Annotated in this window: 22 protein-coding genes; 4 read left to right on the forward strand and 18 right to left on the reverse strand. The window is 61.6% G+C overall.

Annotated features, from left to right (window positions below):
- Positions 1–49: 49 nt before the first annotated feature.
- From ftsW to PRZ01_RS02930, 10 genes are all read right to left on the reverse strand, one after another.
- Complete coding sequence (gene ftsW, locus PRZ01_RS02885; RefSeq protein ID WP_273595251.1) at positions 50–1,321, reverse strand: putative lipid II flippase FtsW; 1,272 nt, start codon at positions 1,319–1,321, stop codon at positions 50–52.
- Entirely contained in the window at positions 1,318–3,162 is a 1,845-nt protein-coding gene (gene murD / locus PRZ01_RS02890) for a UDP-N-acetylmuramoyl-L-alanine--D-glutamate ligase (RefSeq protein WP_273595252.1), read from the reverse strand. Before murD ends, ftsW begins: the two co-directional genes overlap by 4 nt.
- An 8-nt stretch (positions 3,163–3,170) precedes the next feature.
- Entirely contained in the window at positions 3,171–4,349 is a 1,179-nt protein-coding gene (gene mraY / locus PRZ01_RS02895; RefSeq protein ID WP_273595253.1) for a phospho-N-acetylmuramoyl-pentapeptide-transferase, read from the reverse strand.
- Positions 4,339–5,781: a UDP-N-acetylmuramoyl-tripeptide--D-alanyl-D-alanine ligase gene (locus PRZ01_RS02900; protein WP_273595372.1), complete on the reverse strand. Its 1,443-nt coding sequence runs from the start codon at positions 5,779–5,781 to the stop codon at positions 4,339–4,341. The genes mraY and PRZ01_RS02900 overlap by 11 nt, the downstream gene beginning before the upstream one ends.
- 14 nt (positions 5,782–5,795) lie before the next feature.
- The gene (locus tag PRZ01_RS02905) at positions 5,796–7,310 is read right to left on the reverse strand and encodes a UDP-N-acetylmuramoyl-L-alanyl-D-glutamate--2,6-diaminopimelate ligase (RefSeq protein ID WP_273595254.1); all 1,515 of its coding nucleotides are present in this window, start codon (positions 7,308–7,310) and stop codon (positions 5,796–5,798) included.
- 82 nt (positions 7,311–7,392) lie between these two features.
- Positions 7,393–9,153, reverse strand: a complete 1,761-nt coding sequence (locus PRZ01_RS02910) for a peptidoglycan D,D-transpeptidase FtsI family protein (protein ID WP_273595373.1) — start codon at positions 9,151–9,153, stop codon at positions 7,393–7,395.
- Positions 9,154–9,209: 56 nt separating this feature from the next.
- On the reverse strand, positions 9,210–9,506 hold the full coding sequence (ftsL, locus tag PRZ01_RS02915; RefSeq protein WP_273595255.1) for a cell division protein FtsL: 297 nt from the start codon (positions 9,504–9,506) through the stop codon (positions 9,210–9,212).
- Positions 9,506–10,492 carry a 16S rRNA (cytosine(1402)-N(4))-methyltransferase RsmH gene (rsmH, locus tag PRZ01_RS02920; protein ID WP_273595256.1) on the reverse strand — a complete coding sequence of 329 codons (987 nt, stop codon included), beginning with the start codon at positions 10,490–10,492 and terminating at the stop codon, positions 9,506–9,508. Before rsmH ends, ftsL begins: the two co-directional genes overlap by 1 nt.
- The gene (gene mraZ, locus PRZ01_RS02925; RefSeq protein WP_273595374.1) at positions 10,492–10,920 is read right to left on the reverse strand and encodes a division/cell wall cluster transcriptional repressor MraZ; all 429 of its coding nucleotides are present in this window, start codon (positions 10,918–10,920) and stop codon (positions 10,492–10,494) included. Before mraZ ends, rsmH begins: the two co-directional genes overlap by 1 nt.
- A 420-nt stretch (positions 10,921–11,340) precedes the next feature.
- Positions 11,341–12,117 carry a ferredoxin--NADP reductase gene (locus tag PRZ01_RS02930; protein WP_273595257.1) on the reverse strand — a complete coding sequence of 259 codons (777 nt, stop codon included), beginning with the start codon at positions 12,115–12,117 and terminating at the stop codon, positions 11,341–11,343.
- 515 nt (positions 12,118–12,632) lie between these two features.
- On the opposite strand from PRZ01_RS02930, the gene PRZ01_RS02935 reads away from it, so the two are divergent.
- Positions 12,633–14,426, forward strand: a complete 1,794-nt coding sequence (locus PRZ01_RS02935) for a methyl-accepting chemotaxis protein (protein ID WP_273595258.1) — start codon at positions 12,633–12,635, stop codon at positions 14,424–14,426.
- A 196-nt stretch (positions 14,427–14,622) separates the two neighbouring features.
- Positions 14,623–16,962, forward strand: coding sequence for an ATP-binding protein (locus PRZ01_RS02940; protein WP_273595259.1), 2,340 nt, complete (start codon positions 14,623–14,625; stop codon positions 16,960–16,962).
- Between the two features lie 38 nt (positions 16,963–17,000).
- On the opposite strand, the gene PRZ01_RS02945 is transcribed toward PRZ01_RS02940, so the two are convergent.
- Together PRZ01_RS02945 and PRZ01_RS02950 are read right to left on the reverse strand one after the other, a co-directional pair.
- Entirely contained in the window at positions 17,001–17,954 is a 954-nt protein-coding gene (locus PRZ01_RS02945; RefSeq protein ID WP_273595260.1) for a carbonic anhydrase, read from the reverse strand.
- Between the two features lie 105 nt (positions 17,955–18,059).
- A complete protein-coding gene (locus PRZ01_RS02950) occupies positions 18,060–19,265 on the reverse strand; it encodes a multidrug effflux MFS transporter (protein WP_273595261.1) in 1,206 nt (401 codons plus the stop codon).
- A 255-nt stretch (positions 19,266–19,520) separates the two neighbouring features.
- Here PRZ01_RS02950 and rpoH point away from each other — a divergent pair, with 255 nt between their 5' ends.
- The gene (gene rpoH / locus PRZ01_RS02955) at positions 19,521–20,444 is read left to right on the forward strand and encodes an RNA polymerase sigma factor RpoH (RefSeq protein ID WP_273595262.1); all 924 of its coding nucleotides are present in this window, start codon (positions 19,521–19,523) and stop codon (positions 20,442–20,444) included.
- A gap of 81 nt (positions 20,445–20,525) precedes the next feature.
- Here the strand turns inward: rpoH and PRZ01_RS02960 are convergent, their stop codons facing one another.
- Genes PRZ01_RS02960 through PRZ01_RS02980 form a run of 5 tightly spaced genes read right to left on the reverse strand, consistent with a single transcriptional unit; the run spans position 20,526 to position 24,597 of the window.
- Entirely contained in the window at positions 20,526–21,143 is a 618-nt protein-coding gene (locus PRZ01_RS02960; RefSeq protein ID WP_273595263.1) for an SCO family protein, read from the reverse strand.
- A gap of 1 nt (position 21,144) precedes the next feature.
- The gene (gene cyoE / locus PRZ01_RS02965; RefSeq protein ID WP_273595264.1) at positions 21,145–22,065 is read right to left on the reverse strand and encodes a heme o synthase; all 921 of its coding nucleotides are present in this window, start codon (positions 22,063–22,065) and stop codon (positions 21,145–21,147) included.
- Positions 22,066–22,070: 5 nt separating this feature from the next.
- Positions 22,071–23,201, reverse strand: a complete 1,131-nt coding sequence (locus PRZ01_RS02970) for a COX15/CtaA family protein (protein WP_273595265.1) — start codon at positions 23,199–23,201, stop codon at positions 22,071–22,073.
- A 3-nt stretch (positions 23,202–23,204) separates the two neighbouring features.
- Complete coding sequence (locus tag PRZ01_RS02975; RefSeq protein WP_273595266.1) at positions 23,205–23,894, reverse strand: SCO family protein; 690 nt, start codon at positions 23,892–23,894, stop codon at positions 23,205–23,207.
- Entirely contained in the window at positions 23,851–24,597 is a 747-nt protein-coding gene (locus PRZ01_RS02980; RefSeq protein WP_273595267.1) for an SURF1 family protein, read from the reverse strand. The genes PRZ01_RS02975 and PRZ01_RS02980 overlap by 44 nt, the downstream gene beginning before the upstream one ends.
- Positions 24,598–24,615: 18 nt before the next feature.
- Between PRZ01_RS02980 and PRZ01_RS02985 the strand changes: the two genes are divergently transcribed.
- Positions 24,616–24,843: a DUF2909 domain-containing protein gene (locus PRZ01_RS02985; protein ID WP_273595268.1), complete on the forward strand. Its 228-nt coding sequence runs from the start codon at positions 24,616–24,618 to the stop codon at positions 24,841–24,843.
- A gap of 122 nt (positions 24,844–24,965) precedes the next feature.
- Here the strand turns inward: PRZ01_RS02985 and PRZ01_RS02990 are convergent, their stop codons facing one another.
- The gene (locus PRZ01_RS02990; RefSeq protein WP_273595269.1) at positions 24,966–25,850 is read right to left on the reverse strand and encodes a cytochrome c oxidase subunit 3; all 885 of its coding nucleotides are present in this window, start codon (positions 25,848–25,850) and stop codon (positions 24,966–24,968) included.
- Positions 25,851–25,876: the final 26 nt, after the last annotated feature.

Raw genomic sequence — 25,876 nt, forward strand, 5'->3', positions numbered from 1 at the left:
CCTTCGACCGAAGTACCTTCGGTCACGGCCTTCACTGCGCTCCAGGCCTTCATGCGCGGCCTCCGCGCATGAGTTGTCTGTTCTCAATATCAATTCGCAAGACGACGGCGAGGGCGACGCAGTTCATCAAAATCGCCGAGCCACCAAAACTCATCAGAGGCAAAGTCAGTCCTTTGGTGGGCAGAGCGCCCAGATTCACGCCCATGTTGATGAAGGCCTGGCCACCCATCCAGATGCCGATGCCTTGGGCGTACAGGCCGGCGAAAACGCGGTCCAGGGCAATCGCCTGGCGGCCGATATGGAAGAGCCGGCGGGACAACCAGAAGAAGCCAACGATGACAACGGCGACGCCGACAAAACCCAGCTCTTCTCCGATCACCGCCAACAAAAAGTCGGTGTGCGCCTCGGGCAGGTAGTGCAGTTTTTCAACGCTGGAGCCCAGGCCCTGGCCGAACCACTCGCCACGGCCCAGAGCGATCAACGAGTGGGTCAGTTGGTATGCCTTGCCTTGCGCGTACTTGTCGTCCCAGGGGTTCAGGTAGGCAAAAATGCGCTCGCGCCGGAAGTCGCTCAAGGTGATCATCAGCACGAAAGCGCCCATCAACACCGCAACGATCAGGAAGAACATGCGCCCGTTGACGCCGCCCAAAAACAAGATACCCATGGCAATCGCCGCGATCACCATGAAGGCACCCATGTCCGGCTCCGCCAGCAACAGCACGCCAACCACGCCCAGCGCCACCGCCATAGGCCAAACGGCTTGGAAGAAGTTCTCCTTCACATCCATCTTGCGCATCATGTAGCTGGCCGCGTACATGGCGATGCCAAATTTGGCCAACTCGGAAGGCTGAAAATTCATCACGCCCAGAGGCAACCAGCGGCGCGCACCGTACACCACCTTGCCCACGCCGGGCACCAGCACGGCCACCAGCAACACCAACGCGGTGACGAACATCCACGGTGCCCAGCGCTCCCAATTCGACACCGGCACCTGCACCGTCACCAGCGCGGCCACCAAGCCGAAAGCGATGGCGACGATATGGCGCACCAAAAAGTGCGTGGGCAAATACCGGGCGAAACGGGGGTTGTCAGGCATGGCGATGGAGGCGGAATACACCATCAACAAGCCCAGGCCCATCAAAACCAGCACGACCCAAATCAGCGTCAAATCCAAACCAAGGACGCGCGTGGGTTGCCCGGCCGAGGTAGAAACCCAGTCGCGCACCGGCACGTTTTCGCCCCCGGGCTCGCGGTCCATCAGGCTGCGCAGGCGTTGGCCGACAGCTTGCAACCAATTCACCGGGGTGCTGGCCGTACTCATGCTGAAAGCCCCCGCTCAGCGGCCAACTCGTGCACGGCCGCCACAAATACCTCGGCGCGGTGCGCATAGTTGCGAAACATGTCCAGGCTGGCACAGGCGGGGCTGAGCAATACCGTGTCGCCGCTCTGCGCTTGCGCAAGGCTCCAGGTGGTGGCAGCCTCCAGCGTGTCGTGCGCTTGCAGCGGCACACCGCAATCTGCCAGGGCGGCGGCCAGTTGTGGGCCGTCGCGCCCGATCAGTGCAACGGCGCGGGCATGGCGGCTCACGCCCGCCACCAGTGGGCTGAAGTCTTGCCCCTTGCCATCGCCACCGAGAATCACCACCAGCTTGGACGGCGCACGATCAGCCCCCAGGCCGGCAATCGCCGCCACGGTGGCGCCCACATTGGTGCCTTTGGAGTCGTCCACAAAATCGACGCCATCAAGCGTGGCAACATGCTCCACGCGATGGGGCTCGCCGCGATATTCGCGCAGGCCATGCAGCATCGGCGCCAGGGCACAGTCGGCTGCCGTGGCCAGGGCCAGCGCAGCCAACGCATTGGCGGCGTTATGGCGGCCACGCACGCGCAATGCGTCAGCGGGCATCAGTCGCTGCAGCGTAATTTCTTCTTCGTCTTCGTTTTTCTTGCGCTTGAGGGTTTCGTCCTGCTCGCGGGCACGCACCAACCAAGCCATGCCACCCTCTTCCACCAGGCCGAAATCGCCATGGCGGTCCGGCGCGTCCAGGCCGAAGCGCGTGACCCGGCGGCCCATCACCTTGGCAGCGCGGCCACGGCCTTGCTTGACCATCACGGGGGCGGGCACCATGGCCTCCACCACCGGGTCGTTACGGTTGATGACCATCAGGCCCTGCTGGCCAAAAACCTGCGTCTTGGCACGCACGTAATCCGTCATGTCAGCGTGCCAGTCCAGATGGTCCTGGGTGATGTTGAGCACGGCAGCGGCAGTGGGCTCGAAGCCTTTGACGCCGTCGAGCTGGAAGCTGGACAGCTCCAGCACCCACACCTCGGGCAAGAATTGGAAGACGGGCCCTTTGGGCGGTGGCGGCTTGATGGGCAGCGGCGCCTCGTCCAACAAGGCGTCCACCATCTCCATGGTCGTTTGCTCAGGGATCGCGGGTTCGTTGACCGCGTCGTTCACGGGCTCGGGCTCAGCCGTCTCCGGCAGCGTGGTTTCGATCAAGTCATCGGAGCCGACTGCCTGCAAGGCGGCCTGAGCTTCAGTGGCAGCAGGCTCTTGCGTTGCGGGCAAAGCAGTGATGACCGCAGCGTCGACATGAGCATCTGCATCTGCATCAACGTCATCATCAACATTCACTTGCGGGAGCGGCTCCTGATCCAGGGCTTGCGACAGGGTGGTCAAGAGGCTGGGGCCGATGTTGCCGGCCACGGCCACGCGTTTGCCGGCCCGTTCGGCCAGCAGCGCAGTCATGCAGGTGGTGGTGGTCTTGCCATTGGTACCGGTGATGGCCAGCACGGCGGGCGCGTAGTGTTGCTCGGCCTTCAATGCGGCAAGCGCCTGGGCAAAAAGGTCCAGCTCGCCTTCAACCCGCACGCCGGTTTGGTGTGCCAGGTTCAGCAAGGGTTCAATGCGCGGGTCACGGGGCGACAGGCCGGGGCTCTTCAGCACGCGTTGCACGCCCTGCAGTTCAAGCGGCACCAAGTCCCCGCTGAAGAAGGTAGCCTCCGGCAAGGCTGCCTGCAAGGCGGCCAGTTGGGGCGGATTGGCGCGTGAATCCCACACCTTGACCTGGGCACCATAACGAGCAACCCAAACGGCCATGGCCAAGCCGGAGTCTCCGAGACCCAGCACCAGCACGTGTTGACCTTGCAGCTTGTCCATGGGCGTGCTTACCGCAGTTTCAGGCTGGCCAGGCCCACGAGGCACAGCAGCATGGTGATGATCCAGAAGCGCACGACCACTTGCGTTTCTTTCCAGCCCGACTTCTCGAAGTGGTGGTGCAAGGGCGCCATCTTGAAGATGCGCCGGCCGTTGCCGTACTTCTTCTTGGTGTATTTGAACCAGGTCACCTGCAGCATCACGGACAACACTTCGGCCACGAAGATGCCGCCCATGATGCCCAGCAGAATCTCCTGACGTGTGATGACCGCCACGGTGCCCAGCGCGCCGCCCAGAGACAAGGCGCCCACGTCGCCCATGAACACCTGGGCTGGATGGGTGTTGAACCACAAAAAGGCCAGCCCCGCGCCGGCCATGGCCGAGCAGAAGATCAGCAATTCACCCGCGCCCGGGATGTAGGGCAGCAACAGGTATTTGGAAAACACCGAGGAGCCAGTGGCATATGCGAACAGCCCTAACGCCGAGCCCACCATCACCACCGGCATGATGGCCAGGCCGTCCAGGCCGTCGGTAAAGTTCACCGCGTTGCTGGTGCCCACGATCACGAAGTAGCTCAAGCCGATGAAGCCAAATACGCCCAGCGGATAACTCACCGTCTTGAAAAACGGCACGATCAAGTCGGCCCGCGGCGGCAAATCGGTTGAAAAGCCGCTGCTGACCCAACGGAAAAACAGCTGGATCACGCCCAGGAAAGAGGTTTCCGAAACGCTGAATGCCAAGTACAGCGCGGCCACCAGACCAATGAGCGATTGCCAGAAGAACTTCTCACGGCTGCGCATGCCTTCGGGGTTTTTGTCGACCACTTTGCGCCAATCGTCCACCCAGCCTACCGCGCCAAAACCCAGCGTGACCAGCATCACAACCCAGACGAAGCGATTGGTCCAGTCAAACCACAGCAGGGTGGATACGGCGATGCCGATCAAGATCAATACGCCGCCCATGGTGGGCGTGCCGCTTTTGGCCAGATGCTGCTGCACACCGTATTCGCGGATGGGCTGGCCGATCTTCATCTCCGTCAGACGGCGGATCACCCAGGGGCCAAAGGCCAGTCCGATCAACAAGGCCGTTAGCGCCGCCATCACCGCACGAAAGGTGATGTACTGAAAGACGCGCAAAAAGCCCCAATCCGGGTAGATACTCTGCAACCACAGGGCCAGGCTATGCAGCATGACTGCCTCCCTCTTCTTGTTTTTCTTGTTCGGACATCTTCTGCAAAGCAGCCACCACTTGTTCGGTGCGCATGAAGCGCGACCCTTTCACCAAAATATTCTGGGCACTCAGCCCATCCGTTTTCTGGGCCAAGGCCGCCAGCAACTCAGGCATAGCGGCAAAGCTGCGTGCACCCGGGCCAAAGGCACGGCCCGCGTCTGCCGCGGCAGTGCCCACGGTCCAGAAGGACTGCAAGCCGCGTTGGGCCGCATAGGCACCCACCTCGGCATGGAAGGCAGGACCCTCATCGCCCACCTCACCCATGTCGCCCAGCACCAGCCAGGACGCACCGGGCAAAGCCGCCAGCACATCGATGGCGGCGCGCACGCTGTCGGGGTTGGCGTTGTAGCTGTCGTCAATCAAGTTAACGTGCTGCCCCTTGAGCGTCAGTGATTGGAGTTGAGAACGCCCCTTGACGGCCCGAAAGGTTTGCAAGCCACGCACGATGGCAATCAGCGGCGCGCCGGCCGCCAAGGCACAAGTGGCCGCAGCCAGTGCGTTACGCACGTTGTGCAAACCCGCAACTGATAGCTCGATGGGGGCCGTGCCCGCAGGCGTGCGCAACGCCAGCGCCCAATGCCCCTGCTGAGGCATCCAGCGGGCGGAGCCGGTCACATCGGCTTGGCCTTGCAAGGCAAAACTGAGATGGGCGCGCTCACCCGCCAACTCGGCCCAGATCGGCGCACAAGCGTCGTCTGCGGGAAACACCGCCACGCCGGTGTCGCCCAAGGCCGCAAGAGCGGCACCGTTTTCACGCGCGGCCGCTTCGACCGTTTGCATGAATTCCTGATGCTCGCGTTGGGCGTTATTGACAAGGGCGACGGTGGGCCGGGCAATTGCTGCCAGCGGCGCGATCTCACCCGGGTGATTCATGCCCAGCTCGATCACGGCGGCCTGGTGCCACACGGCTTCGTCCTGACGCAGGCGCAGCACCGTCAGCGGCACGCCGATGTCGTTGTTGTAGTTGCCTTCTGTGGCCAGTGACGATTCGCCATGCCAGGCACGCAAGATGCTGGCAATCATCTGTGTCACGGTGGTCTTGCCGTTACTACCGGTCACCGCAATCACGGGTAATTGCTTGCCAGCACGCCAGGCCTGGGCGAGCAGGCCCAGCGCACGCTTGGCATCGGGCACCTGGATGCCCGGCAGGCCAGCACCCAGCAAGCCGCGCTCGGCCAATACGGCCACACTGCTGTCGGGAAACTGGGCCGCAATCTGCGGCAGAAAATCGTGGGCGTCAAAGCGCTCACCCCGCAGGGCGACAAACAAATCGCCGGCGCGCAGGCTGCGGCTGTCGCTGTGCACGCGCTGCAGCGGCAAATTCGGGTCGCCCAACAGCACCGCTTGCGGCACCTGGGCCAACAGCAGTTGATGGGCCTGGCCCAAGGTCATCAGGCAGGCATCGCTCACAGGCCCGCCCTCCGGATCAGGGCAGCGCGGGCTTCTTCAACGTCTGAAAAATGCTGACGCACGCCGGCCACTTCCTGGTAGTCCTCATGGCCTTTGCCGGCAATCAAGAGCACGTCGCGGCTGCCAGCGGCCTGCACGGCGCCGTCAATGGCCGTGCGGCGGTCAACGATCACTTCGACTTGACTCTGCAACGCAGCCCCGCTGGGCAGCCCGGCCTCGATATCGGCCAGCACCGCCTCGGGTGCCTCATGGCGGGGGTTGTCGCTGGTGAGCACGACCGCATCGGCCAACCGAGCCGCAATGCCGCCCATGGCCGGGCGCTTGCTGCGATCCCGGTTGCCACCGCAACCAAACACAACACCCAACCGGCCACCGCGCGCAGCAGCCAGCGGGCGCAAAGCTTCGATGGCTTTTTCAAGCGCGTCGGGCGTGTGGGCGTAGTCAACCACCAACTGCGGCTGCTCCAGCCCATTGCCCACGCGCTGCATGCGCCCTGGCACCGGCGTAACGCGCCCTGCCACCCGGGCTACATCAGCCAGGCTGTGTCCCAGGGCGCGCAGGCCGCCAATGACGGCGAGCAGATTGGCCACGTTGTAGTCGCCAATCAAGCCGGTTTCAATCAGGGCCTCGTCGCCGCCTTGCTCACGCAAGGTGAAGGCCAGGCCGCCCGCCCGGTAGTGCAGCGCATGAGCCGACAGGCGGGCCGGGCCATTCAAGGCATAGGTCCAGACGTCCAGCTTGCCGGCCAGTTCAAGCGCCAACTGCACGCCCTTGGCATCATCCACATTCAACACGGCGGCTTGCAGGCCGGGCCAGTCGAAGAGCTCGCGCTTGGCGGCCCAGTACGCGTCCATGCCGCCGTGATAGTCCAGATGGTCTTGCGTGAAGTTGGTGAACAGGGCCACGCGAATCACGGTGCCATCCAGGCGATGCTCTTTCAAGCCAATGCTGGAGGCCTCGATCGCGCAAGCCGCAAAGCCTTGGTCCACCATGCGCCGAAAACCTTGCTGCAAGAGCACGGGATCGGGCGTTGTGAGGCCGGTGTATTCGATGGATGCGGGGCCAGCGGCGCCCGGCACGGGCGGCTCACCCACGCCCAGGGTGCCCACCACGCCGCAGCGCTGATCCAGCAAAGACAAGGCCTGTGCCATCCACCAGGCCGTGGAGGTTTTGCCATTGGTACCCGTGGTGGCAATCACGTGCAACGCTTTGGACGGCTCACCATAGAAGGCCGCAGCGATCAAGCCGGTCTTGCTCTTCAAGCCGGGCAAGGAGGCCACACGTGCGTCGACAAATCCGTAACGCTCAACATCATCGTCTTCCACCAGGCAGGTGGCTGCGCCTGCGGCCAGGGCGCCAGCCACGAACTCACGGCCATCACGGGCATAACCCGGCCAGGCGATGAAGGCATCGCCCGCGCGCACGGTACGGCTGTCGGTATGCAAGACACCGGTGGTCCATTCCTGCAGCCAGCGCGCGGCGGCTTCATGGGATTTCAATTTCATCAACATGCGAATACTGCCCGGTTGCCCTTGAGGCCTTGCTTCGGCCTTTGTGGAGCGATGTGCACTGGAGGTGTCAGGCTCATCATTGTCAGAAACTCTCTTCCACGGCCACGGCTTGCTGCTTGGCCACGATCTGCTGCTTGACTTCGAGGTCTGGCTGCACCCCCATCAGGCGCAGCGTTTGCGACACCACTTGGCTGAACACCGGCCCGGCCACCGCCCCGCCGAAATAGACGCCATTGCTGGGCTCGTCCACCATCACCGCCACGATGATGCGCGGCTTGCTGATGGGTGCGATGCCGACAAACCAGCTGCGGTACTTGTTGCCGGCGTAGCCCTTGCCTTCTTGCTTGTGCGCCGTACCCGATTTGCCACCCACGCTGTAGCCCGCCGCCATGGCCTGCGGTGCGGTGCCGCCCGGGCCCGCGGCCATCTCCAACATATGGCGCACTTCAACCACCGTCTTGGGTGAAAACACCTTGATGCCGGTCACCACTTCGCCGGGCGCCTTGCGGGTCATCGTGACGGGAATGATTTCTCCGTCGCGGGCAAAGATGGTGTACGCGTGGGCCAGCTGAAACAGGGATGCCGACAGCCCATAACCGTAAGCCATGGTGGCTTGCTCAATCGGCCGCCAGCTCTTGTAGGGCCGCAGCTTGCCGGTGATCGCCCCAGGGAAGTTCAATTGCGGCCGCTGTCCGAGGCCGATGGCGGTGAATAACTCATGTTCCTCGCGCGCCGGCATCATCATGGCGATCTTGACCGCGCCAATGTTGCTGGACTTCTGAATGACTTGCTCCACCGACAAATCGCCATGCGGGTGGGCATCCGTTGGCGACCACCCGTTGATGTTGACGCTGTGCGGCGCTGTGGAGATGACTGTGTCTGGCTTGACCCGGCCCGTCTCCAGCGCCTGCGCAATGATGAAGGGCTTCATCGTCGAGCCCGGCTCGAAGATATCGGTCAAGGCGCGGTTGCGCAGTTGCGCGCCGCTGAGATTCTTGCGCTCACCGGGGTCGTAGCTGGGGAAGTTGGCCAGCGCCAGCACTTCACCCGTTTGCACGTCCAGCACCACCACCGAGCCGGCCTTGGCCTTGTTCTCAGCCACCGCATCGCGGATGCGCTGGTAAGCAAAAAACTGCACCTTGGAATCAACCGACAGATCGATGTCACGCCCGTTCACCGCCGGGATGCGGTCGCCAATGTCTTCCACCACGCGGCCCAGGCGGTCGCGTACCACCGAGCGCGATCCATCGCGCCCTTGCAGTTCTTTCTGGAAAGCCAGCTCGATGCCTTCTTGCCCACGCTCCTCGATATTGGTGAATCCCACCACATGGGCAGCGGCCTCACCCTCGGGATACTTGCGCTTGTATTCGCGGTCTTGAAAGATACCCTTCAGGCCCAGCGCCTTGATGCCCTCAGCCGTGCTGTCGTCGGCTTGACGGCGCAGCCAGACGAATTTGGTCGCCGGGTCCAGCTTGCGCTCCAACTCAGCGTTAGACCAGCCCAGAATCTTGGCCAGCGCCCGACGCTTTTCGGGGTCGGCATCCACTTCTTTCGGAATGGCCCAGAACGAGGGCACCGCCACGCTGGCGGCCAGCACCTGCCCCGTGCGGTCGACAATGCGGCCACGGCTGGCGGGCAACTCGACGGTGTGGGCGTAACGGGCCTCACCCTGCTTTTGATAGAACTGGGTGCCAATGACTTGCACATACAAGGCACGCCCCAGCAGCCCCGCAAACGCCAAACCCACCAAGGCCACCAAAAAACGCGAACGCCAGGGCGGTGTCTTCGAGGCCAACAGCGGGCTGGTCGAATAATTGACCCCGCGCGCGCTCAAAGCGCGCATCGACGGATCGCTCGTGCGGCTCCGTGTCTTGGCCTTGCTTTTGGCGCCTGGCAATTTCATGGCGCTTTTCCTGTCCGGGGCGCCGAGGCCGCCTTGTCATCCGCGCCTTGAATCACGGCAGGCGTGATGGCCCGCATTTGCAAACGCTCACGCGCCACCTGCTCAACGCGCAGATTGGTGGCTTGTGCCTGACGCTCAGCCTGCAGGCGCTGGGCGTCGGCCTCCAGGCGCCGGCCCTCGGCCTGGGCACGGTCCAGCTCGGTGAACAGCAGACGTGCGTCGTAGGCGCTGTGGATCAAAGCCATGCCGCTGAACAGCACCGCCATGAGCAACACAAAGACCCAGCGGCTCATCAACGCTCACCCCGTCGCCGTTTGTGATGCTCTGCGGGCAGGGGCGTGTCGGTGCGTTGCGCCACCCGCAACACGGCAGAGCGCGCGCGCGGATTGGCTGCCACTTCCGCCTCGCTGGGCTTGATGCGCGCCACGGCCTGCAAGGCCAGTGCCTTGGGCGCAGCAAACAGCGCACGCCGGTCCAGCACCTCTTTGCTGTGCCCGCCGATGAAGGTCTTGACGATGCGATCTTCCAGCGAATGGAAGCTGATGATGGCCATGCGCCCACCGGGCGCCAACAAGGCCAGCATCGCACTCAAAGCCTGCTCTAGCTCTTCAAGTTCCCCGTTGACATGAATCCGAAGAGCTTGAAAGGTACGCGTTGCGGGATTTTGGCCCGACTCCCGGGTCTTGACCGCACGAGCCACGACCTCGGACAGCTCATCGGTGCTTCCAATGGGACTCCCGCCTGCCCGGCGAGCAACAATCGCCTTTGCAATCTGAACAGCAAACCGTTCTTCCCCATAATTCCGAATGACCTCCGCGATCTGACGCTCGTCTGCACGAGCCAAGAATTCCGCGGCACTTTCGCCACGGGTCGTGTCCATGCGCATGTCCAGCGGTCCGTTGAAACGAAAGCTGAAACCACGCTCCGGGTTGTCGATCTGCGGGCTGGAAACCCCCAGGTCCAGCAGCACACCCTGCACCTGCTCAACACCCCGGGCCGCCAGCTGCGCCCGCATGTCGGCAAAACCAGAGTGGATGATGGAAAAGCGCGCGTCGGCGATACGCCCCTCTCCTTCGGTGGCGGCAGCGATGGCCTCCAGATCGCGGTCGATGGCGATCAATCGACCCTGCGGCGACAGCTTGGACAGCAGCAGGCGCGAATGCCCGCCGCGCCCGAAGGTGCCATCGACATAAATGCCATCGGGCGAGGTCAACACGCCCTCCACCGTCTCATGCAGCAGCACTGTGGTGTGGGAAAACTGCGCGGGCGAGGTATCCATCAGAAGCTGAAATCCTTGAGGGCGTCAGGCAGTTCGGACTGCATGACTTGGGCTTCGTGGTGGGCATAGGCGGCGCTATCCCAGAGTTCGAAATGGCTGCCCATACCCAGCAGCATGACGTCGCGCTCGATGCCCGCTGCGCCTCGCAATTCAGGCGAAATCAACACGCGCGCCGCGCTGTCGATCTCTACATCCATGGCATTGCCCAGAAAAACGCGCTTCCAACCCGAGGCCGACATGGGCAAGGCCGCAATGCGATCGCGAAACGCCTCCCAGGCGGGCCGAGGGAAGACCATCAAGCAGCCTTCCGGGTGGCGGGTGATGGTCATCTGCCCGGCGCACAGCGCCTGCAGCACCTCACGATGGCGTGTTGGGACGGCAAAGCGCCCCTTGGCATCCATTGCCAAGGACGAAGCCCCCTGAAACACAAAATTCGCCACGGCGACCCACCAAAGTACACTTTTCACCACTTTACTTACCGAACCACACAAGGTCAAGCCAAATTCGCAAAAAATTCCAATGAAATCAAGTACTTAGAATAGCTTTCTGAGAACTTTTTTACAGACAAATTCGTTCAAAATTAAGGACTTGCAAAACTGTCTGCAAGTGGAAGATGAACTCGGCGCCCGACAACGCAGCAGCGCACGCCGATCAGAAAATGCGGCGTGCGTGCAGATCAAGTAGGAGTTATCTGTGCGTGCCGGGTCGCAATGCCAGCGCCGGCGTTGTGACTGGCATTGCCCTGGCATAGCAGGGTGACCTGGCGCGGCCCGCCATAGGGCCCGCCGCAGGCGGATCCCGCCCAAGCTCGCAGCGAATCTCCCGATTCGCTGCTTGAGCGTCCTGGCTTATTGCTCGACGAAGGCTCGTTCGATCACGTAGTCGCCCGGCGTCGTGGTGCTGCCTTCCTTGAAGCCGCGCGCTTCCAGGCCGTGCTTCAGGTCCTTCAGCAAACCTGGGCTGCCACAGATCATGACGCGGTCGTCTTTCGGATTGAAGGCCGGCAGACCCAGATCGGCCTGCAGCTTGCCCGTTTCCAGCAAGGTGGTGATGCGCCCCTGGTTACGGAAGGGCTCGCGAGTCACCGTCGGGTAATACAGCATCTGCCGACTCACCATCTCACCCAGGAACTCATGCTTGGGCAATTCGTCAGTCAAATAGTCGTGATAGGCCAACTCAGCGACTTCGCGAACGCCGTGGACGATGATGACTTTTTCAAATCGCTCATAGGTCTCGGGGTCACGCACGATGCTCAGGAACGGCGCCAAGCCGGTACCGCTGCCCAGCAAGTACAGGTTTTTCCCGGGCAGCAGATAGTCGATCAACAAGGTGCCCGTGGGCTTGCGCCCGACCACAATCTTGTCACCCACCTTGATGTGTTGAAGCCGCGAGGTCAAGGGGCCGTCTTGCACCTTGATGCTCAGGAACTCAAGATGCTCCTCGTAGTTGGCGCTGACGATGCTGTAGGCGCGCAGCAGGGGCTTGCCATTCTCGCCCCGCAAGCCAATCATCGTGAAATGGCCGTTGGAGAAGCGTAGAGCCTGATCCCGCGTGGTCGTGAAGCTGAAAAGTCGATCCGTCCAGTGATGAACGCTGGTCACGGTTTCTTCAAGAAATGCACTCATGTGATGGTCTGGGTTCTTGGAAAAATTCGGGGCTATCGCAGCAAGCGCCACCCACGGAGGGCCAACACGCTGACCCTCGATTGTTTCATGCCTGCGCAAACCGGCCTGCGCATCCTTAAAAACCCTCGATTTTCGCAGATTCACGGCCCCTCTGACAGAGGTGTGACGTTGCGGCGTTACCGCACTGGCACCGAGTTAGATTCAGGCGCAATGCATCTGCGCCGGGCCATTGCCCCCGAGGGAGTCGCCGCAGCGCTGACACGCCAATTGCGCATGAAAAGTTCGAAATAGACAGACTTTTGAGGGCCTTTTCACCCAATATTTCGAACGCCAACCGCTCGGGTGTCGATACCATAACGACCAAATCCAGCGGCAACACCGATCTGGCATCTCTTCCCCCTCATGGCGCGACGACGCGGGCCCTACGACGGCTGACAGAGCCTCTTCTTTACAGCGCAAAGACGCTTCGCTTCGGCACGCCTGCCATGCAGGCAAATCCACAAATAGGTGTCCTCATGAATTCAATTCGCAACCTGAAACTGGGCCCGCGTCTGGGCTTGGCCTTCGGCAGCTTGATCCTGTTTCTGGCGGTGGTCACCGCCGTTGGCCTGTTTGGCGTCAGCCAGGCCCAGGGCGGCTTGAAGACAGTTTATGAAGACCGCACAGTGGCCCTTGGGCAACTGGCGCAAGTTGACCACCTCATGATGCGCAACCGCATCGTGGTGATGGAAATCATGCGCGACCCCGCGCCGGCGACGCTGGAACAAGGCAATTCCGAGTTACGCGCCAATATCGACAAGGTGTCGAAAACCTGGAGTACCTACGCAGCGACCGCACTGACCGAGGAAGAAAAGAAGTTGGTTAACGCTTTTGTGCCCGCCAGAACCGCCTATGTCAAAGAGGGGCTGCTTGCCGCCCGAGACGCCATTGCTGCGGGCAAACTTGAAGAGGCTGCGCAAATGTACGCGGCAAAAATTCAGCCTTTGGGCGCGACTGCGGGTGATTTACTTTCCAAACTGGTGCAACTGCAGGTCGATGTTGCGGCCGATGAATTTAAAAAGGCCCAGCAGACCTCTCAAAACGTAAGAATCGCGTGCGTACTGGTCGGCTTGGCAGCTGCAGCTGTGGCCGTTTTTTTGGCAGTGGTCATCACGCGCTCAATCGTGAAGCCCGTTGCCGATGCGGCACGTTTGGCCAATGCAGTGGCAGGGGGCGATTTGACCCACCAGATCACGCCGCAAGGCCGCGATGAAATCTCAGACCTGCTGGCAGCCATGAAAGGCATGAATGAGGGGCTGGCCGGTATCGTGTCTCAGGTACGGGACAGCTCGGAATCCATTGCCACAGGCTCAGCGGAGATTGCAACGGGTAATGCGGATCTGTCTCAACGCACCGAAGAACAGGCCTCCAATCTTGAAGAAACAGCGGCCTCCATGGAGGAGATGACCGCCACGGTTCGACAAAACGCCGACATTGCGCACACTGCCACCCAACTGGCGGGCTCCGCGAGTGCGGCGGCCGGACGCGGCGGCGAAGTGGTGGGCCAAGTCGTGAGCACGATGGAAGAGATCAGCAGCAGCTCGCACAAAATCTCCGAAATCATCGGTGTGATCGACGGCATCGCTTTCCAGACCAACATCCTTGCGCTCAACGCCGCCGTTGAAGCCGCCCGGGCCGGTGAACAAGGCCGAGGCTTTGCCGTGGTGGCCAGCGAGGTGCGCTCGCTCGCGCAACGCAGCGCCGAAGCCGCCAAGGACATCAAGGGGCTGATCGGGCAAAGCGTGGAGAAGGTCGAAGTTGGCTCGCGTCTAGTACGCGAAGCAGGCACCTCCATGACGGACATCGTGGCCCAAGTCAAACGGGTGGCTGACCTGATCAGCGAAATCGGCGCCGCCACGACCGAACAGACCCAAGGCATCGGCCAGGTGGGTGAAGCCGTCAATCAACTCGACCGCATGACGCAGCAAAATGCAGCGCTGGTCGAAGAGTCTGCCGCTGCAGCCGAAAGCCTGAAAGGCCAGGCCTTGCGACTGGCCGACATCGTGCGGGGATTTCAGCTGGCGGGAACAAATGACCGCACCATGCAGACCGGTGCAAGGGCTGCACCTTCACGCTCACATGCAAGCCCACCCGCAAGCCAGGCAATGAACTCGCCCCGCGTGAAACCACCAGCGACAAAGCCGGCTCCGGCGCCACGCATCAACAAGACCGCGATGGCCTCGGCATCGTCGCCCGCACCCGCATCGACAAGTACCCAAACCGCGCAATCCCGCGCCCCTGTCGATGACGGCAATTGGGAGACGTTCTGACGCGAAATTGCGACGCTTCTCGGCCTCATCCATGCGCTTGCACTGCATTGCTGGGCTCATGGACATAATCTCTAATTAGTACGGGTTCCGATTGCTGTACAAAACGCCTGCTTGGGCGGGCCTATTTCGGTCGCAACGCTTGCCCCAAGCCCTGCGCCGGTTCAATCGCGCAGCACCCAGAGGTCGAGAGGCACTTTTGAGCAACAAATCTTCCTCGTCCCTGTTTGTCGCCATCGCCCTGGGCGCCAGCATCGGCCTGCTGCTTCCCGCGCTCGTCGTGGGTGGCCTGTTGATTGGTTGGCGTGAGTCGCAAGTGAACGCCGAATTTCAACAGCGCAACATCGAAGCCCAGTTGGATGTGCTGGCCAGCAGCTTGCCTGAGCTGCTTTGGAACTTGGACACCGTCGCTGCCCGCGAGGTGGTTCAGGCCATCATGAAGTCGCCTGATGTGGTGTCAGTCCAAGTCACTGACGTCTCGCAGCAGTCTGTTTTCGTTGACATGAACGAGCCGAGCCGGCACCTGGGCAAGCTGCTGACAGGCGAGCGCGATATCACTCGAAACGCCAAGCGCATCGGCCATATCAAGATCACCCTGGACGATCGACTCAGCGTAGAGACCTTGAGCCGGCAACGGTGGTTGTATGGCGCTACCGTTGGGGGACAACTGCTCGTATCGCTAGCCCTGATCCTGCTACTGCTCAACAAGCGCCTGCTGCGCCCCTTACAAAACCTGGGGCAATTTGCGAACGATCTGGCGCTGGGCCGCTTCAGCACCCGGTTGAACTACAAACGCAACGACGAAATTGGCCAACTGGGCCTTCACCTTGAACACATGCGCGATGCCTTGCAAACGCAATTCAGCGCGCAGCGCACGCTGATCGAGAGGCTGCGCGGTATCGCTGAAACCGTGCCGGGCGTGGTCTACCAACTTCATATGGCACCGGACGGCCGCCTGACCTTCACCTACGTCAGCGAAGCGGTCAAGGACTTCTTTCACCTCAACGCCGCGGATCTGAGCCGCAATGCCGACAGTTGGTTCACGCAGATCGCCGAGCAAGACCGTGGGCTGGTGCGGCAGAGCCTGCTGGAGTCGGCACGGCGCCTGACACCTTGGCAACAGGAGTTCCGAACCCTGCAGACCGACGGCACCGAACGTTGGCTGTACGGCAACGCCATTGCACAGGCGGCGGAAGACGCAGGCGGCGGCGTGTTGTGGCATGGCTTTGTCACGGACATATCAGCGCAGCGCCGTGACGCACTGGAACTTGGACGTTATCGCAACCACCTTGAAGAACTTGTGGAGGCGCGCACCGCGGAATTGGCCCTGGCCAGTCGAGCGGCTGAGGCGGCCAATCGTGCCAAAAGCGCATTTCTGGCCAATATGAGTCACGAGATCCGAACTCCGATGAACGCGATCATCGGCTTGACCTATCTGGTACAAAGCGAAGCCCGGGAACCCAAGCAGCAAGACCGCCTGAAAAAGGTGACCGAAGCAGCGGAGCACCTGCTGGGAGTCATTAACAACGTGTTAGACATTTCCAAGATTGAAGCGGGCAAATTGCAACTTGCGCACACAGAATTCAATGTGCCGCAGATGTTGGAGGGTGTCCGCAGAATGCTCGCGGAGCGCGCCGCAGAGAAGCAACTCGATTTGCAGATTGAAATCGAACCGGCGCTGGCCCAGCAAGCGCTGCTGGGCGACGCACAACGCATCTCTGAAGTGCTGCTGAACTTTGTCGGCAATGCCATCAAATTCACCGAGCAAGGATTTGTCCGGGTCAAGGCCCAGTTGATACATGACACCGGTGGGCGAGCTCAGGTGCGCATCGAGGTGCAAGACAGCGGCATCGGCATCAGCGCCGAAGCCTGCTCCCGCCTGTTCCAGGATTTCGAGCAAGCCGACAGTTCCACCACCCGACGCTACGGCGGCACCGGCCTGGGCTTGGCCATTTGCCGCCGCCTGGCGCAGGCGATGGGCGGCGAGGTCGGTATGCAAAGCACGCCGGGCCAAGGCAGCACTTTTTGGCTGCAGCTCACGCTGGACAAAAGCGGCACCATGTTGCTGGCCCCAACACCCGGGGCCAAGCCGGCGCCAATGGCTCGCAATCACGCAGCACGAGACCGCTTGGCGCCTTTCCGCGGCAGCCGCTTGCTGCTGGCGGAAGACAATGCGGTCAATCAAGAGGTCGCTATCGCCCTGCTGGGCAGCGCCGGGCTGGAGCTTGACATCGCGCCTGACGGGCAAGCCGCCGTCGAGATGATGAACAACCCGGCGAACGCCTACGCATTGATCCTCATGGACGTGCAAATGCCAATCATGGACGGGCTGGACGCCACGCGGGCGATTCGTCGGCTGGAGCGCGGCCGCGACATTCCCATTCTCGCCATGACGGCCAACGCCTTTGCCGATGAACGCCAGCGTTGCCTGGACGCCGGCATGAACGCCCATGTGACCAAGCCCGTCGTAGCCGAACAATTATTCGACACCCTGTATCAGTGGCTCAGCCTGCGCGATCATCCGACGCCGCCGAACTAACGCCTTAGTTCAAATACCCGCTGAGCCGGGGATGGCACTCAAGGCCCGGAAGACTCCTTGATCAGCCGGCCCGAATTGCTTTGAATCGGCCGCGCATTCATGGGGTAGAGGCGCGAGAAGATGTTGATCTGATTCAGGGAGAGCTGCACCGGTTGGCGCATCACCATCCAGAGCACGCCCTCCGAACAAGGCGGCGTAGTGAGCGAGCCCATATAGGTGTAGTAGGCGCGATCCTCCGGGAGCAATTGATTCAGGTCGATGCTGACCTGTGCCGGGAGTGCTTCGTTTTTCTCGAGAGGCAGATTGTTCCAGATGGTCTGGATCAGCGGCTGATCGCGCCCCCGCTCCAGCAAAACGGCCACAACTGCGAGTTTCCCATCGCCGTCTTTGTGCACCAAATGCGCCACCATGTCGAACTGCCGGCCGTTAATGCGCTCTTCACTGGGACGATGAAAATGGAACTGCAGCAACTCAAACCGCCGCCCCATGATCTGCAGTGAATTGCCCGGTGCCACGTTCACCTGCACCGTGTGGCCGTTGTCCAGCACCGAGAAGCTGCTGGGTCGGTAGTCGAATTGAATCTTTTCTAGGTCGACACGAATGCCCTCGCGAATGTCGATCGGGCTTTGCCGGGTGCCGATGGCGCAAGTGCTGTACTCCGGGTTCAACGCAGCCCAACGTTCTGGTGCGCCCTCGCCGGTGTAACCCCAGTGCATGGCGTGCCCTTCGGCCTTGGCATGTTCGCCCTTGCCTTCTGGCTTGGACTCCCCCTTGCCTTCGGCCTTTGCCCCCGTCTTGCCGGCCTTGCCGGACACCTTCATCGCCCCGGCGGGCTCTTTGGTGCTCAGGCGTTCGGCCAGGCGCTGGCGCAGGACATCCAGCGATTCTTCTTCTGCGCGAACGGCGCGTGGCGCAATCGATGCCGCGAAAGTGGCCAGCAAGACCAGCAAAAGCCATCCGCTGCGCCGGCCGTGTTGTCGATGATGATGCATGCAAAGCTCCCAGCCACACCCCGTGGCCTGACTGCTCTTACATCGGACGATTTGGCCTCGGCTTGAGCCATAGTGCCTTGCTAGGGCGAAGCACCGAGGCAAGAGTCAGTTCATCTCACGCTTGATCGTCTGCCAGGACAACAAGCCGATGCCCATCATGCCCATGGACGTGAAGGCCAGCGCCACGGTGCTGTGCATCACCAGCGGTGTCACCAAACCGGCGACCAAGCCATTGGCTGCGCTGCCGATGCAGGCTTGCAAAGACGAGGCGAGCCCGCGCCGCTCAGGCACCTCGTCCAACACCAACAACGTCACCACCGGCACCATCAAGGCCCAGCCAAAAGCAAAGGCCGAAATCACCGGAAAGGCCCAGATCGGGCTCGGCGGCAACAGCAAATTCAGGCTGACGTTGATGATCGATATGACCCCCATGATGACGAAGCCATAGCGAATCTGCTGACGCGGCCTGACTTTGCCCGCCAGGCGCCCGCTCAGCCAAGCGCCCCCCATGATGCCGCCAATGGAAAAGCAGAAAAACCAAAAAAACTGCGCGGGCGCCAAACCCAGATGTTCACCAACAAACACTGGCGCGGCCAGAACATACAAAAACATGCCGTTGAACGGAATACCGCTGGCCAGTGCCAGCAACATGAAGCGACGGCTGGTCACCAAGCGACCGTATTCACGCATCAGATGGCCAATATGGAAAGGCTGGCGCGCCTCGGCATGCAGGGTTTCGGGCAACAAACGCCAGTTGGCAATGAACAGGCTGGAGCCAATCAACACCAGGAACCAGAAAATGCTGTGCCAATCAGCGTGCACAAACAAAAATCCGCCAATCATGGGTGCAATGGCTGGCGCCACGCCGAAGAAGATGGTGACCTGCGACATGACCCGCTGCGCTTCGGATGGCGGAAACATGTCCCGGATGATGGCCCGCGACACCACGATACCCGCTCCCGCCGACATGCCCTGGACGGTACGCCAGAACACCAATTGCCCAATGCTGCCCGCCAGCGCGCAACCCACGGACGCCAACGTGAATGCGGCCATGCCCCATAACACCACGGGCCGGCGGCCAAATGAGTCCGACAACGCCCCATGGAACAGATTCATCAGGGCAAAACCCAGCAGATAGCTCGACAGCGTCTGCTGCATCTGCACAGGCGAGGCGTCCAAGGCCCGGGCAATCCCCGAAAAGGCAGGCAAATAGGTATCGATCGAAAAAGGGCCGATCATGCCCAGGGCGGCCAGCAATACAGCCAAAGCCCAGCGCGGTGCGCGCCATAAATTGCCGGCGTCGGGATTCATAGTGAAAAATCTAAGCGCGCGGGTAGCGGCCATGGGGTGCGTGAGGGTGGCGAAAGTGTAGCGGTACGGCAGCCTGCGGTGAGGCCGGGTCGACAGAGACCCCACGCCGTGGACTGAGGAAGTTAGCCGGCCATGCTGCTTTGCACAAATTCAACACAAAAGGGCTACTTTTTCGCTCTTGGCACTCCCGAGCGGAGAGTGCTAATATCTTTCTCATCAGGCCCTTTGCGGGCCTGAACTGTGAAGGAAGTAAAGATGACGACGTTGACCCCTGCTGCTGCTCTGACCGTCCGGGACCCCTGGTCGCTGGTGCCGTCCCTGGGCAACTTGGATGCTTATATTTCGGCCGTCAATCGCCTGCCCCTCCTCACCCCTGAGGAAGAAAGCTCGGCGGCGCGCCGACTGCGCGACAGCGGCGATCTGGAGGCCGCTGGCCGCTTGGTGCTGTCGCACCTGCGTTTGGTCGTGTCCATCTCACGCCAATACCTGGGCTACGGACTGCCCCAGGGCGACCTGATCCAGGAAGGCAATGTCGGCCTGATGAAGGCCGTCAAGCGCTACGACCCGGATCAAGGGGTGCGCTTGGTGAGCTACGCCATGCACTGGATCAAGGCCGAAATTCACGAATATGTGTTGCGCAACTGGCGCATGGTCAAGGTCGCCACCACCAAGGCGCAACGCAAGCTGTTTTTCAATCTGCGCTCGATGAAGCACAGCCTGAAAGAAGCGCAAAGCGACGAGTTGACGCACCGCATGAGCCTCACCGAGGCCCAGTTGGCGCACGTGGCGCGCGAGTTGAATGTCAAGCGCGAAGAAGTGCTTGAAATGGAAACACGCATGTCCGGCGGCGACGTCGCGCTGGAGCCGCAAACGGATGATGACGGCGAGAGCTTTTCGCCCATCGCCTATCTCGCCGATGAAACCCAGGAGCCTACCCGCGTGCTGGAAGCACAAGCCCGTGATGCCCTGGCCGGCGACGGCATCTCCCGCGCGCTGGAAGCGCTGGACGCACGCAGCCGCCGCATCGTGGAAGAGCGCTGGTTGAAGGTCAACGACGACGCCTCGGGCGGCATGACCTTGCACGAACTGGCGGCCGAGTACGGCGTCAGCGCCGAGCGGATTCGGCAGATCGAGGCGGCCGCCATGAAGAAAATGCGCAAGACGCTGGCACCGGCGTAAATCGCCTCGGCTGCACTGCCTAAAAAAACGCCCCGGCAACCCCGGGGCGTTTTTTGTTGGGGGCGGCTGCGACTACCCGTCCTATTTCTCAGCCAACAAGGCCTTGATATCGTCCGCCAAGGCCTGTGCGCCGACACCATAGCGTGAGAACACCCGCACGCGCCCCTGCGTGTCGAAAATGAAGCTGGCAGCGGTGTGGTCCATGGTGTAGGTCTCTGGTGTTTTGCCGGGCACCTTGGCGTAGAACACCTTGAACTCCTTGGCCGCGGCACGGGTTTGATCTTCGCTGCCACGCAGAGCGACAAAGCTGGGGTCAAAGCTGGCCATATAGGCCTTCAGCAACGGCGCGGTGTCCCGCTCGGGATCGACGGAGACAAACACGCCTTGCACCCGCTCGCCGTCGGCGCCCAGGGAGCGCTTGACCTCAGCCAATTCGGCCAAGGTCGTGGGGCAGACATCCGGGCATTGCGTGTACCCAAAGAAGACGACGACCACCTTGCCTTTGAACTCCGCCAAAGAACGAGTTCGGCCGTCTGGGTCGCTGAGTTGCAGGGTCCGCGCGTAGTTAGCGCCCGTAAGATCCACACCCTTGAAGGTGCTGGGTGCGGCGCCCCCCCAACCCTTGCCATCACAGCCCGCCAGCCCCACGGCCAAAGGCAAGCTCAAACACAAGACCGGGAGCAGTTTTCGAAATTTCATGTCAGCGCATCCAAGGGAGCAGGTAATGGTCCAGCAGCAAAGCCGCAAACAGCAATGACAGATGCAGGATAGAAAAGCGGAAGGTGGCACGCGCCAACTCGTCAGAATAGTCCCGCCACAGCTTCCAGGCGTACAAGCAAAAGCCCAAGCCCAAAACCACCGCGCTGACCAGATAGACCCAGCCGCTCATACCCGTCAAGAAGGGCAACAAGGTAGCCGCCAGCAAGATCCAGGTGTACAAAAACACCTGCAAGCGGGTGTACTCGGCACCGTGTGTCACGGGCAACATGGGCAAGCCTGCCTTGCGGTAGTCCTCCGTGCGGTACAAGGCCAGGGCCCAAAAATGAGGGGGCGTCCAGAGAAAGATGATCAGACAAAGCAGCAGGGCTTCAGGTCCAACATCGCCCCGGATTGCCGCCCAACCCAGCACGGGCGGCATGGCACCGGAGGCCCCGCCAATGACGATGTTCTGCGGCGTCATGGGCTTCAGAATCACGGTATAGATCACCGCGTAGCCAATGAACGTGGCAAACGTCAGCCACATGGTCAACGGATTGACCCAGACCCACAGCAAGGCCATGCCTGAAGCACACAGCACGGCGGAGAACGACAGCGTCTGCAGGCGGCTCAACTGGCCTTTGGCCGTGGCGCGCCAGGCCGTGCGCTTCATCTTGGCGTCGATCTGCTGCTCAATCAAGCAATTGAAAGCCGCAGCGGCGCCGGCCACCAGCCAAATGCCTGCCGTGGCGGCGGCAATGGCACGCCACTCCTGCGCCGATGGCAGGCCAGGGATGGCCAGCGCCATACCGATGACCGCGCAAAACACGATCAGCTGCACCACCCGCGGTTTGGTGAGTTGGTAGTACTGCTGCCAACGCGAACTGGGCGGTGCGACAGCGGACATGGAAGAGTTGGATGCCATAGAAATCAGGAAGAAACAGTATTTTCGGGCCTGGCGCGACTTTGCCGAAGTTGCGCCAACAGAAAACTCATCAAAAGCAAGAGCATGGCGGCGCCCCCCGTGTGCGCCAGCGCCGCGAGCAATGGCCAGTCCAGCACCACATTCGACAAACCGCTGACCAATTGCCAGGCCGCCGCCCAGGCCAGACGCTGCGCCCAAACCCGCGCCATCGCCTGCCCGCTGGCCCAAAGCCGCCAGACAAAGCCGCCCAGCACCCCAAACACCAGCAAGGCGCCCACGCGGTGGACCATGTGGATGGCGGTCAACGCCTCGAACGGCAACCAGCCGCCGTCCGCCCCGACCCCCAATTCACGCCAGATCGCAAAACCGTGGGTGAAGTCCATGTCCGGCCACCACTGCCCGGCCTGGCATGCCGGAAAGTCTGAGCACGCCAGCACCGCGTAATTGGTGCTGACCCAGGCGCCCAAGCTCACCTGCAAAAGCAGCAGGCCATACAACAAAATTGCCGCAAGCCGCAAACCGGGTTTCAAGCTCAAGGGACGCGGCGCATAGCCCTGGGCAGCCCAGGCCAACAACATCAGCAGGCCCATGCCACCCAGGAGGTGGAGCGTCACGATGGCTGGGAACAACTTCATGGTGACTGTCAACGCACCAAACGCCCCCTGCATGCACACCCACGCCAAGGTTACGGTCGCCCACCAGGGGGAAACACGCACGCCGCCATCTTGGGCCTTGCGGGCGTGAATCCAACTCAGCACGCACAGCACCAAAATCAGCACGCCCACGCTGCTGGCGAGATAGCGGTGAATCATTTCGACCCAAGCTTTGCCGTGGGTCACCGGGCCTGTGGGCATGGCCGCCTGGGCTGCGGCGATGTCGTGATGCGCCCCCACCGGAGAGGCCTGCCCGTAGCAGCCCGGCCAGTCCGGGCAGCCCAAACCTGAGTCCGTGAGCCGGGTAAAGGCCCCAAAAATAATCAGGTCAAAGGTCAGGAACAAAATCATGACCGTCAGCGCCCGCAAGCGCGCCGCCGGGCTGGCCGCCTTGGAACGCAAACGCAAACCCAGTAGCGGCCCCGCCGCCAGCAAGGCGCCCAATCCGGCCAACTGGGCCAAGGCACTCCAATCCATCGTCATCGCTCAGCGTCCCGGCTTGTCCCAGCCCGCATTGGCTTTGAGTAAACGATTCAAATCGTTTTTCACTTGCACAGGGTCGGGGTGCGCGGGCGAGCGCCACATCCAGCGACCCATCGGGTCAATCAAAAACAGGTGGTCGCTCAACGCGTGGCCCGCAGCAGGCTGCAAGAACGCCTGTAATTGCGCCGCCGGTGCCCGCAAAATCGTGACCGGAATGCCCGTGGTCAAGGCCTGTTGAAGCGCCGGGCGCAGCGGCGCATCGTCGGGAATCAGCAAGACCTTGTCCACCTTGTCGCGCTCTTTACCCAGCATTTCACGCAACTGGCGCTGCATGAACAGCAGGCGTTCACAGGCCTCGTCGCACGCCGAACTCTGGACCAGGGTCAGCAGCCACTGCCCCTTCAAACTTGCAGATTCAACGGCATGGCCGCTCAGGTCATGCAGGGTCAGCTCGCCAGGCAGGTCCACCGTTGGCACGATCAACTCACCGTAGGCGCGGCCCGAGGGCTTCAAGACATAAAAGGTGAAGTACGAGGCAATCACCGGGGCCGCACAGACGGCCATCACCAGCAGCATGCGCAAGCGCCCACCCCGAGTGCGCTGAAGCGCCGCCATTTGACGGGGATCGGGAAGACTGTGAACGCTGAGATTAAGCGGCTCGGCGGGCGGGACGGAGAAATTGGAACCAGACATAGAGACCCAGAATCAGCGCAGACAGCGCAAACCATTGAAATGCGTAACCGTAATGCTTTTGCAGCCCCAGATCGGGCGCTGGCCAGTCGCGCAGCAAGTCGTCAGCCGGCGCACCGCCGGTTTGAATCACAGTCAAAGGCAGCAGGCCTTGCTTGATTTCCTGCGCATATGCCGCAGCCTCCAGATTTTGCCGGATCACACCACTGTGCGCCGGACTGAACTCGTACAGGCGCGACGGCGACGCCGCCAAGCGCCCTTCCACCGTCACCACGCCGGCCACCGTCGGCAGGGCCGGCAAGGCGCTGCGGTCCGCCATATTGCGAGGCACCCAAGCCCGCTGGACGAGAATCGCCTCCGGGCGCCCCTCCAGCAGCAAGGGCGTCACCACGAAAAATCCCGCGCGGCCCTGCATCGGGCGATTGTCAAGAAACACGGTCTTGTCGGGCAACCAACGGCCCATCAACCGCACCCGCCGATGAAGCTGAGCCTGACCGGCGGCACTGCTCGCCAAACTCTCTGTCGACAAAGCGGTGCCCTCCAGCGGAGGCAGTTCCCCCTGTCGCTCAACCGCCTGCTGCAGAGCCACCTTCTGCGCGGCACGGTCCAGTTGCCAAACGCCCAAACGAGCGGTCAGCGATACCCCGACGATCGACAGAAATAGCAGCAGCCAAGAACGCCCACGCAAGGTCATGACGAAGCGCACGGCGCATAATCGCCAGCCATGAAAATCGTCATCCTGCTTGCATTCATCGGCATCTTCGGCGCGCTCGGCGCGGCGGGCTTCTTCATGCTGAAAAATGGCAGCGCCAAGGCTGAAAGCGGCCAGCGCAACGCCCAGATGGCTCGCGCCCTGGCCTTGCGGGTGGGGCTGTCAATTGCCTTGTTCTTGTTCATTTTGCTGAGCTATTTGATGGGGTGGATCCAGCCGACCGGCCTACCGCTGCACTGAACATTGGCGCTCAGTTTGTTCTCACATTCACGCTCATCATGAAAAAAGCGCCGCGTGATGCGGCGCTTTTATTTCAGGGGCTGCGTGAAGCGCTGTTCACCCAGGCCCGTCAAGCCCAACGCTCACATCCAGTAGACGATCATGTAAAGGCCCAGCCACACCACGTCCACAAAGTGCCAATACCAGGCCGCGCCTTCGAAGCCGAAATGGCGCTCTTTCGTGAAGTGCCCTTTTTGCAGGCGCAAGGTGATGAACAGCAGCATCAACATACCCACAAACACGTGGAAGCCGTGAAAACCGGTGAGCATGAAAAACGTAGAGCCGTAGATGCCTGAGCTGAGCTTGAGGTTCAACTCGGAATAAGCATGGTGGTACTCATAGCCTTGCACGCAAAGGAAAGTCACCCCCAGCAGCACGGTCAGCCACATGAAGGCGATGGTCTTGCCACGGTTGCCGGCGATCAAGGCATGGTGCGCCACCGTCAAGGTCACGCCGGAGGTCAACAGTAAAGCAGTGTTGATCGTCGGCAGCGGCCAGGGTCCCATGGTCGCAAAGGGCTCGACTGTACCTGCAGGCGAGGCCGTGAAGCCTGCGGCCGTGCTGGGCCAGATGGCCTTGAAATCGGGCCACAGCAGGCTGTTCTCCATGCTGCCCAGATTGGGCAGTGAATGCACGCGGGCCCAATACAGGGCGCCGAAGAAGGCCGCGAAGAACATCACCTCCGAGAAGATGAACCAGCCCATGCTCCAACGGAAGGATGCATCGATACGGTTGCTGTACTGCCCGCCTTCGCTCTCGCGAATGGCTTCGCCAAACCACTGCTTGAGCACCATGAAGAACCACAGCAGACCAAAGATCAGGGAGTACTTGCCCCAGTCGTGATCATTGATCCATTGGCCTGCGCCGAGCATCACGAAGAACAGGCCAATGGCCGCCATCACCGGATGCCTGGAAGGCCCCGGAACGAAGTAATAAGGGGTTTTGCCCGTGGAAGTCGCTGCCGACATTTCTTGTCTCCTTGAACTAGAGTTCT

It is taken from the genome of Roseateles koreensis (assembly GCF_028595305.1).
Classification (GTDB): Bacteria; Pseudomonadota; Gammaproteobacteria; order Burkholderiales; family Burkholderiaceae_C; genus Paucibacter_A; species Paucibacter_A koreensis.

Excerpts from the sequence above, each read along its gene's own strand:
- ftsL (WP_273595255.1), bottom strand. The coding sequence starts at position 9,506 with ATGAGCCGCTGGGTCTTTGTGTTGCTCATGGCGGTGCTGTTCAGCGGC.
- PRZ01_RS02950 (WP_273595261.1), bottom strand. The coding sequence starts at position 19,265 with ATGAATCCCGACGCCGGCAATTTATGGCGCGCACCGCGCTGGGCTTTG.
- PRZ01_RS02975 (WP_273595266.1), bottom strand. The coding sequence starts at position 23,894 with ATGTCTGGTTCCAATTTCTCCGTCCCGCCCGCCGAGCCGCTTAATCTC.
- PRZ01_RS02945 (WP_273595260.1), bottom strand. The coding sequence starts at position 17,954 with ATGCATCATCATCGACAACACGGCCGGCGCAGCGGATGGCTTTTGCTG.
- PRZ01_RS02910 (WP_273595373.1), bottom strand. The coding sequence starts at position 9,153 with ATGCGCGCTTTGAGCGCGCGCGGGGTCAATTATTCGACCAGCCCGCTG.
- PRZ01_RS02930 (WP_273595257.1), bottom strand. The coding sequence starts at position 12,117 with ATGAGTGCATTTCTTGAAGAAACCGTGACCAGCGTTCATCACTGGACG.
- PRZ01_RS02990 (WP_273595269.1), bottom strand. The coding sequence starts at position 25,850 with ATGTCGGCAGCGACTTCCACGGGCAAAACCCCTTATTACTTCGTTCCG.
- PRZ01_RS02935 (WP_273595258.1), top strand. The coding sequence starts at position 12,633 with ATGAATTCAATTCGCAACCTGAAACTGGGCCCGCGTCTGGGCTTGGCC.
- cyoE (WP_273595264.1), bottom strand. The coding sequence starts at position 22,065 with ATGGCATCCAACTCTTCCATGTCCGCTGTCGCACCGCCCAGTTCGCGT.
- rsmH (WP_273595256.1), bottom strand. The coding sequence starts at position 10,492 with ATGGATACCTCGCCCGCGCAGTTTTCCCACACCACAGTGCTGCTGCAT.
- PRZ01_RS02970 (WP_273595265.1), bottom strand. The coding sequence starts at position 23,201 with ATGACGATGGATTGGAGTGCCTTGGCCCAGTTGGCCGGATTGGGCGCC.
- rpoH (WP_273595262.1), top strand. The coding sequence starts at position 19,521 with ATGACGACGTTGACCCCTGCTGCTGCTCTGACCGTCCGGGACCCCTGG.
- ftsW (WP_273595251.1), bottom strand. The coding sequence starts at position 1,321 with ATGAGTACGGCCAGCACCCCGGTGAATTGGTTGCAAGCTGTCGGCCAA.
- PRZ01_RS02900 (WP_273595372.1), bottom strand. The coding sequence starts at position 5,781 with ATGACCTTGGGCCAGGCCCATCAACTGCTGTTGGCCCAGGTGCCGCAA.
- mraY (WP_273595253.1), bottom strand. The coding sequence starts at position 4,349 with ATGCTGCATAGCCTGGCCCTGTGGTTGCAGAGTATCTACCCGGATTGG.
- PRZ01_RS02985 (WP_273595268.1), top strand. The coding sequence starts at position 24,616 with ATGAAAATCGTCATCCTGCTTGCATTCATCGGCATCTTCGGCGCGCTC.
- PRZ01_RS02905 (WP_273595254.1), bottom strand. The coding sequence starts at position 7,310 with ATGTTGATGAAATTGAAATCCCATGAAGCCGCCGCGCGCTGGCTGCAG.
- PRZ01_RS02960 (WP_273595263.1), bottom strand. The coding sequence starts at position 21,143 with ATGAAATTTCGAAAACTGCTCCCGGTCTTGTGTTTGAGCTTGCCTTTG.
- murD (WP_273595252.1), bottom strand. The coding sequence starts at position 3,162 with ATGGACAAGCTGCAAGGTCAACACGTGCTGGTGCTGGGTCTCGGAGAC.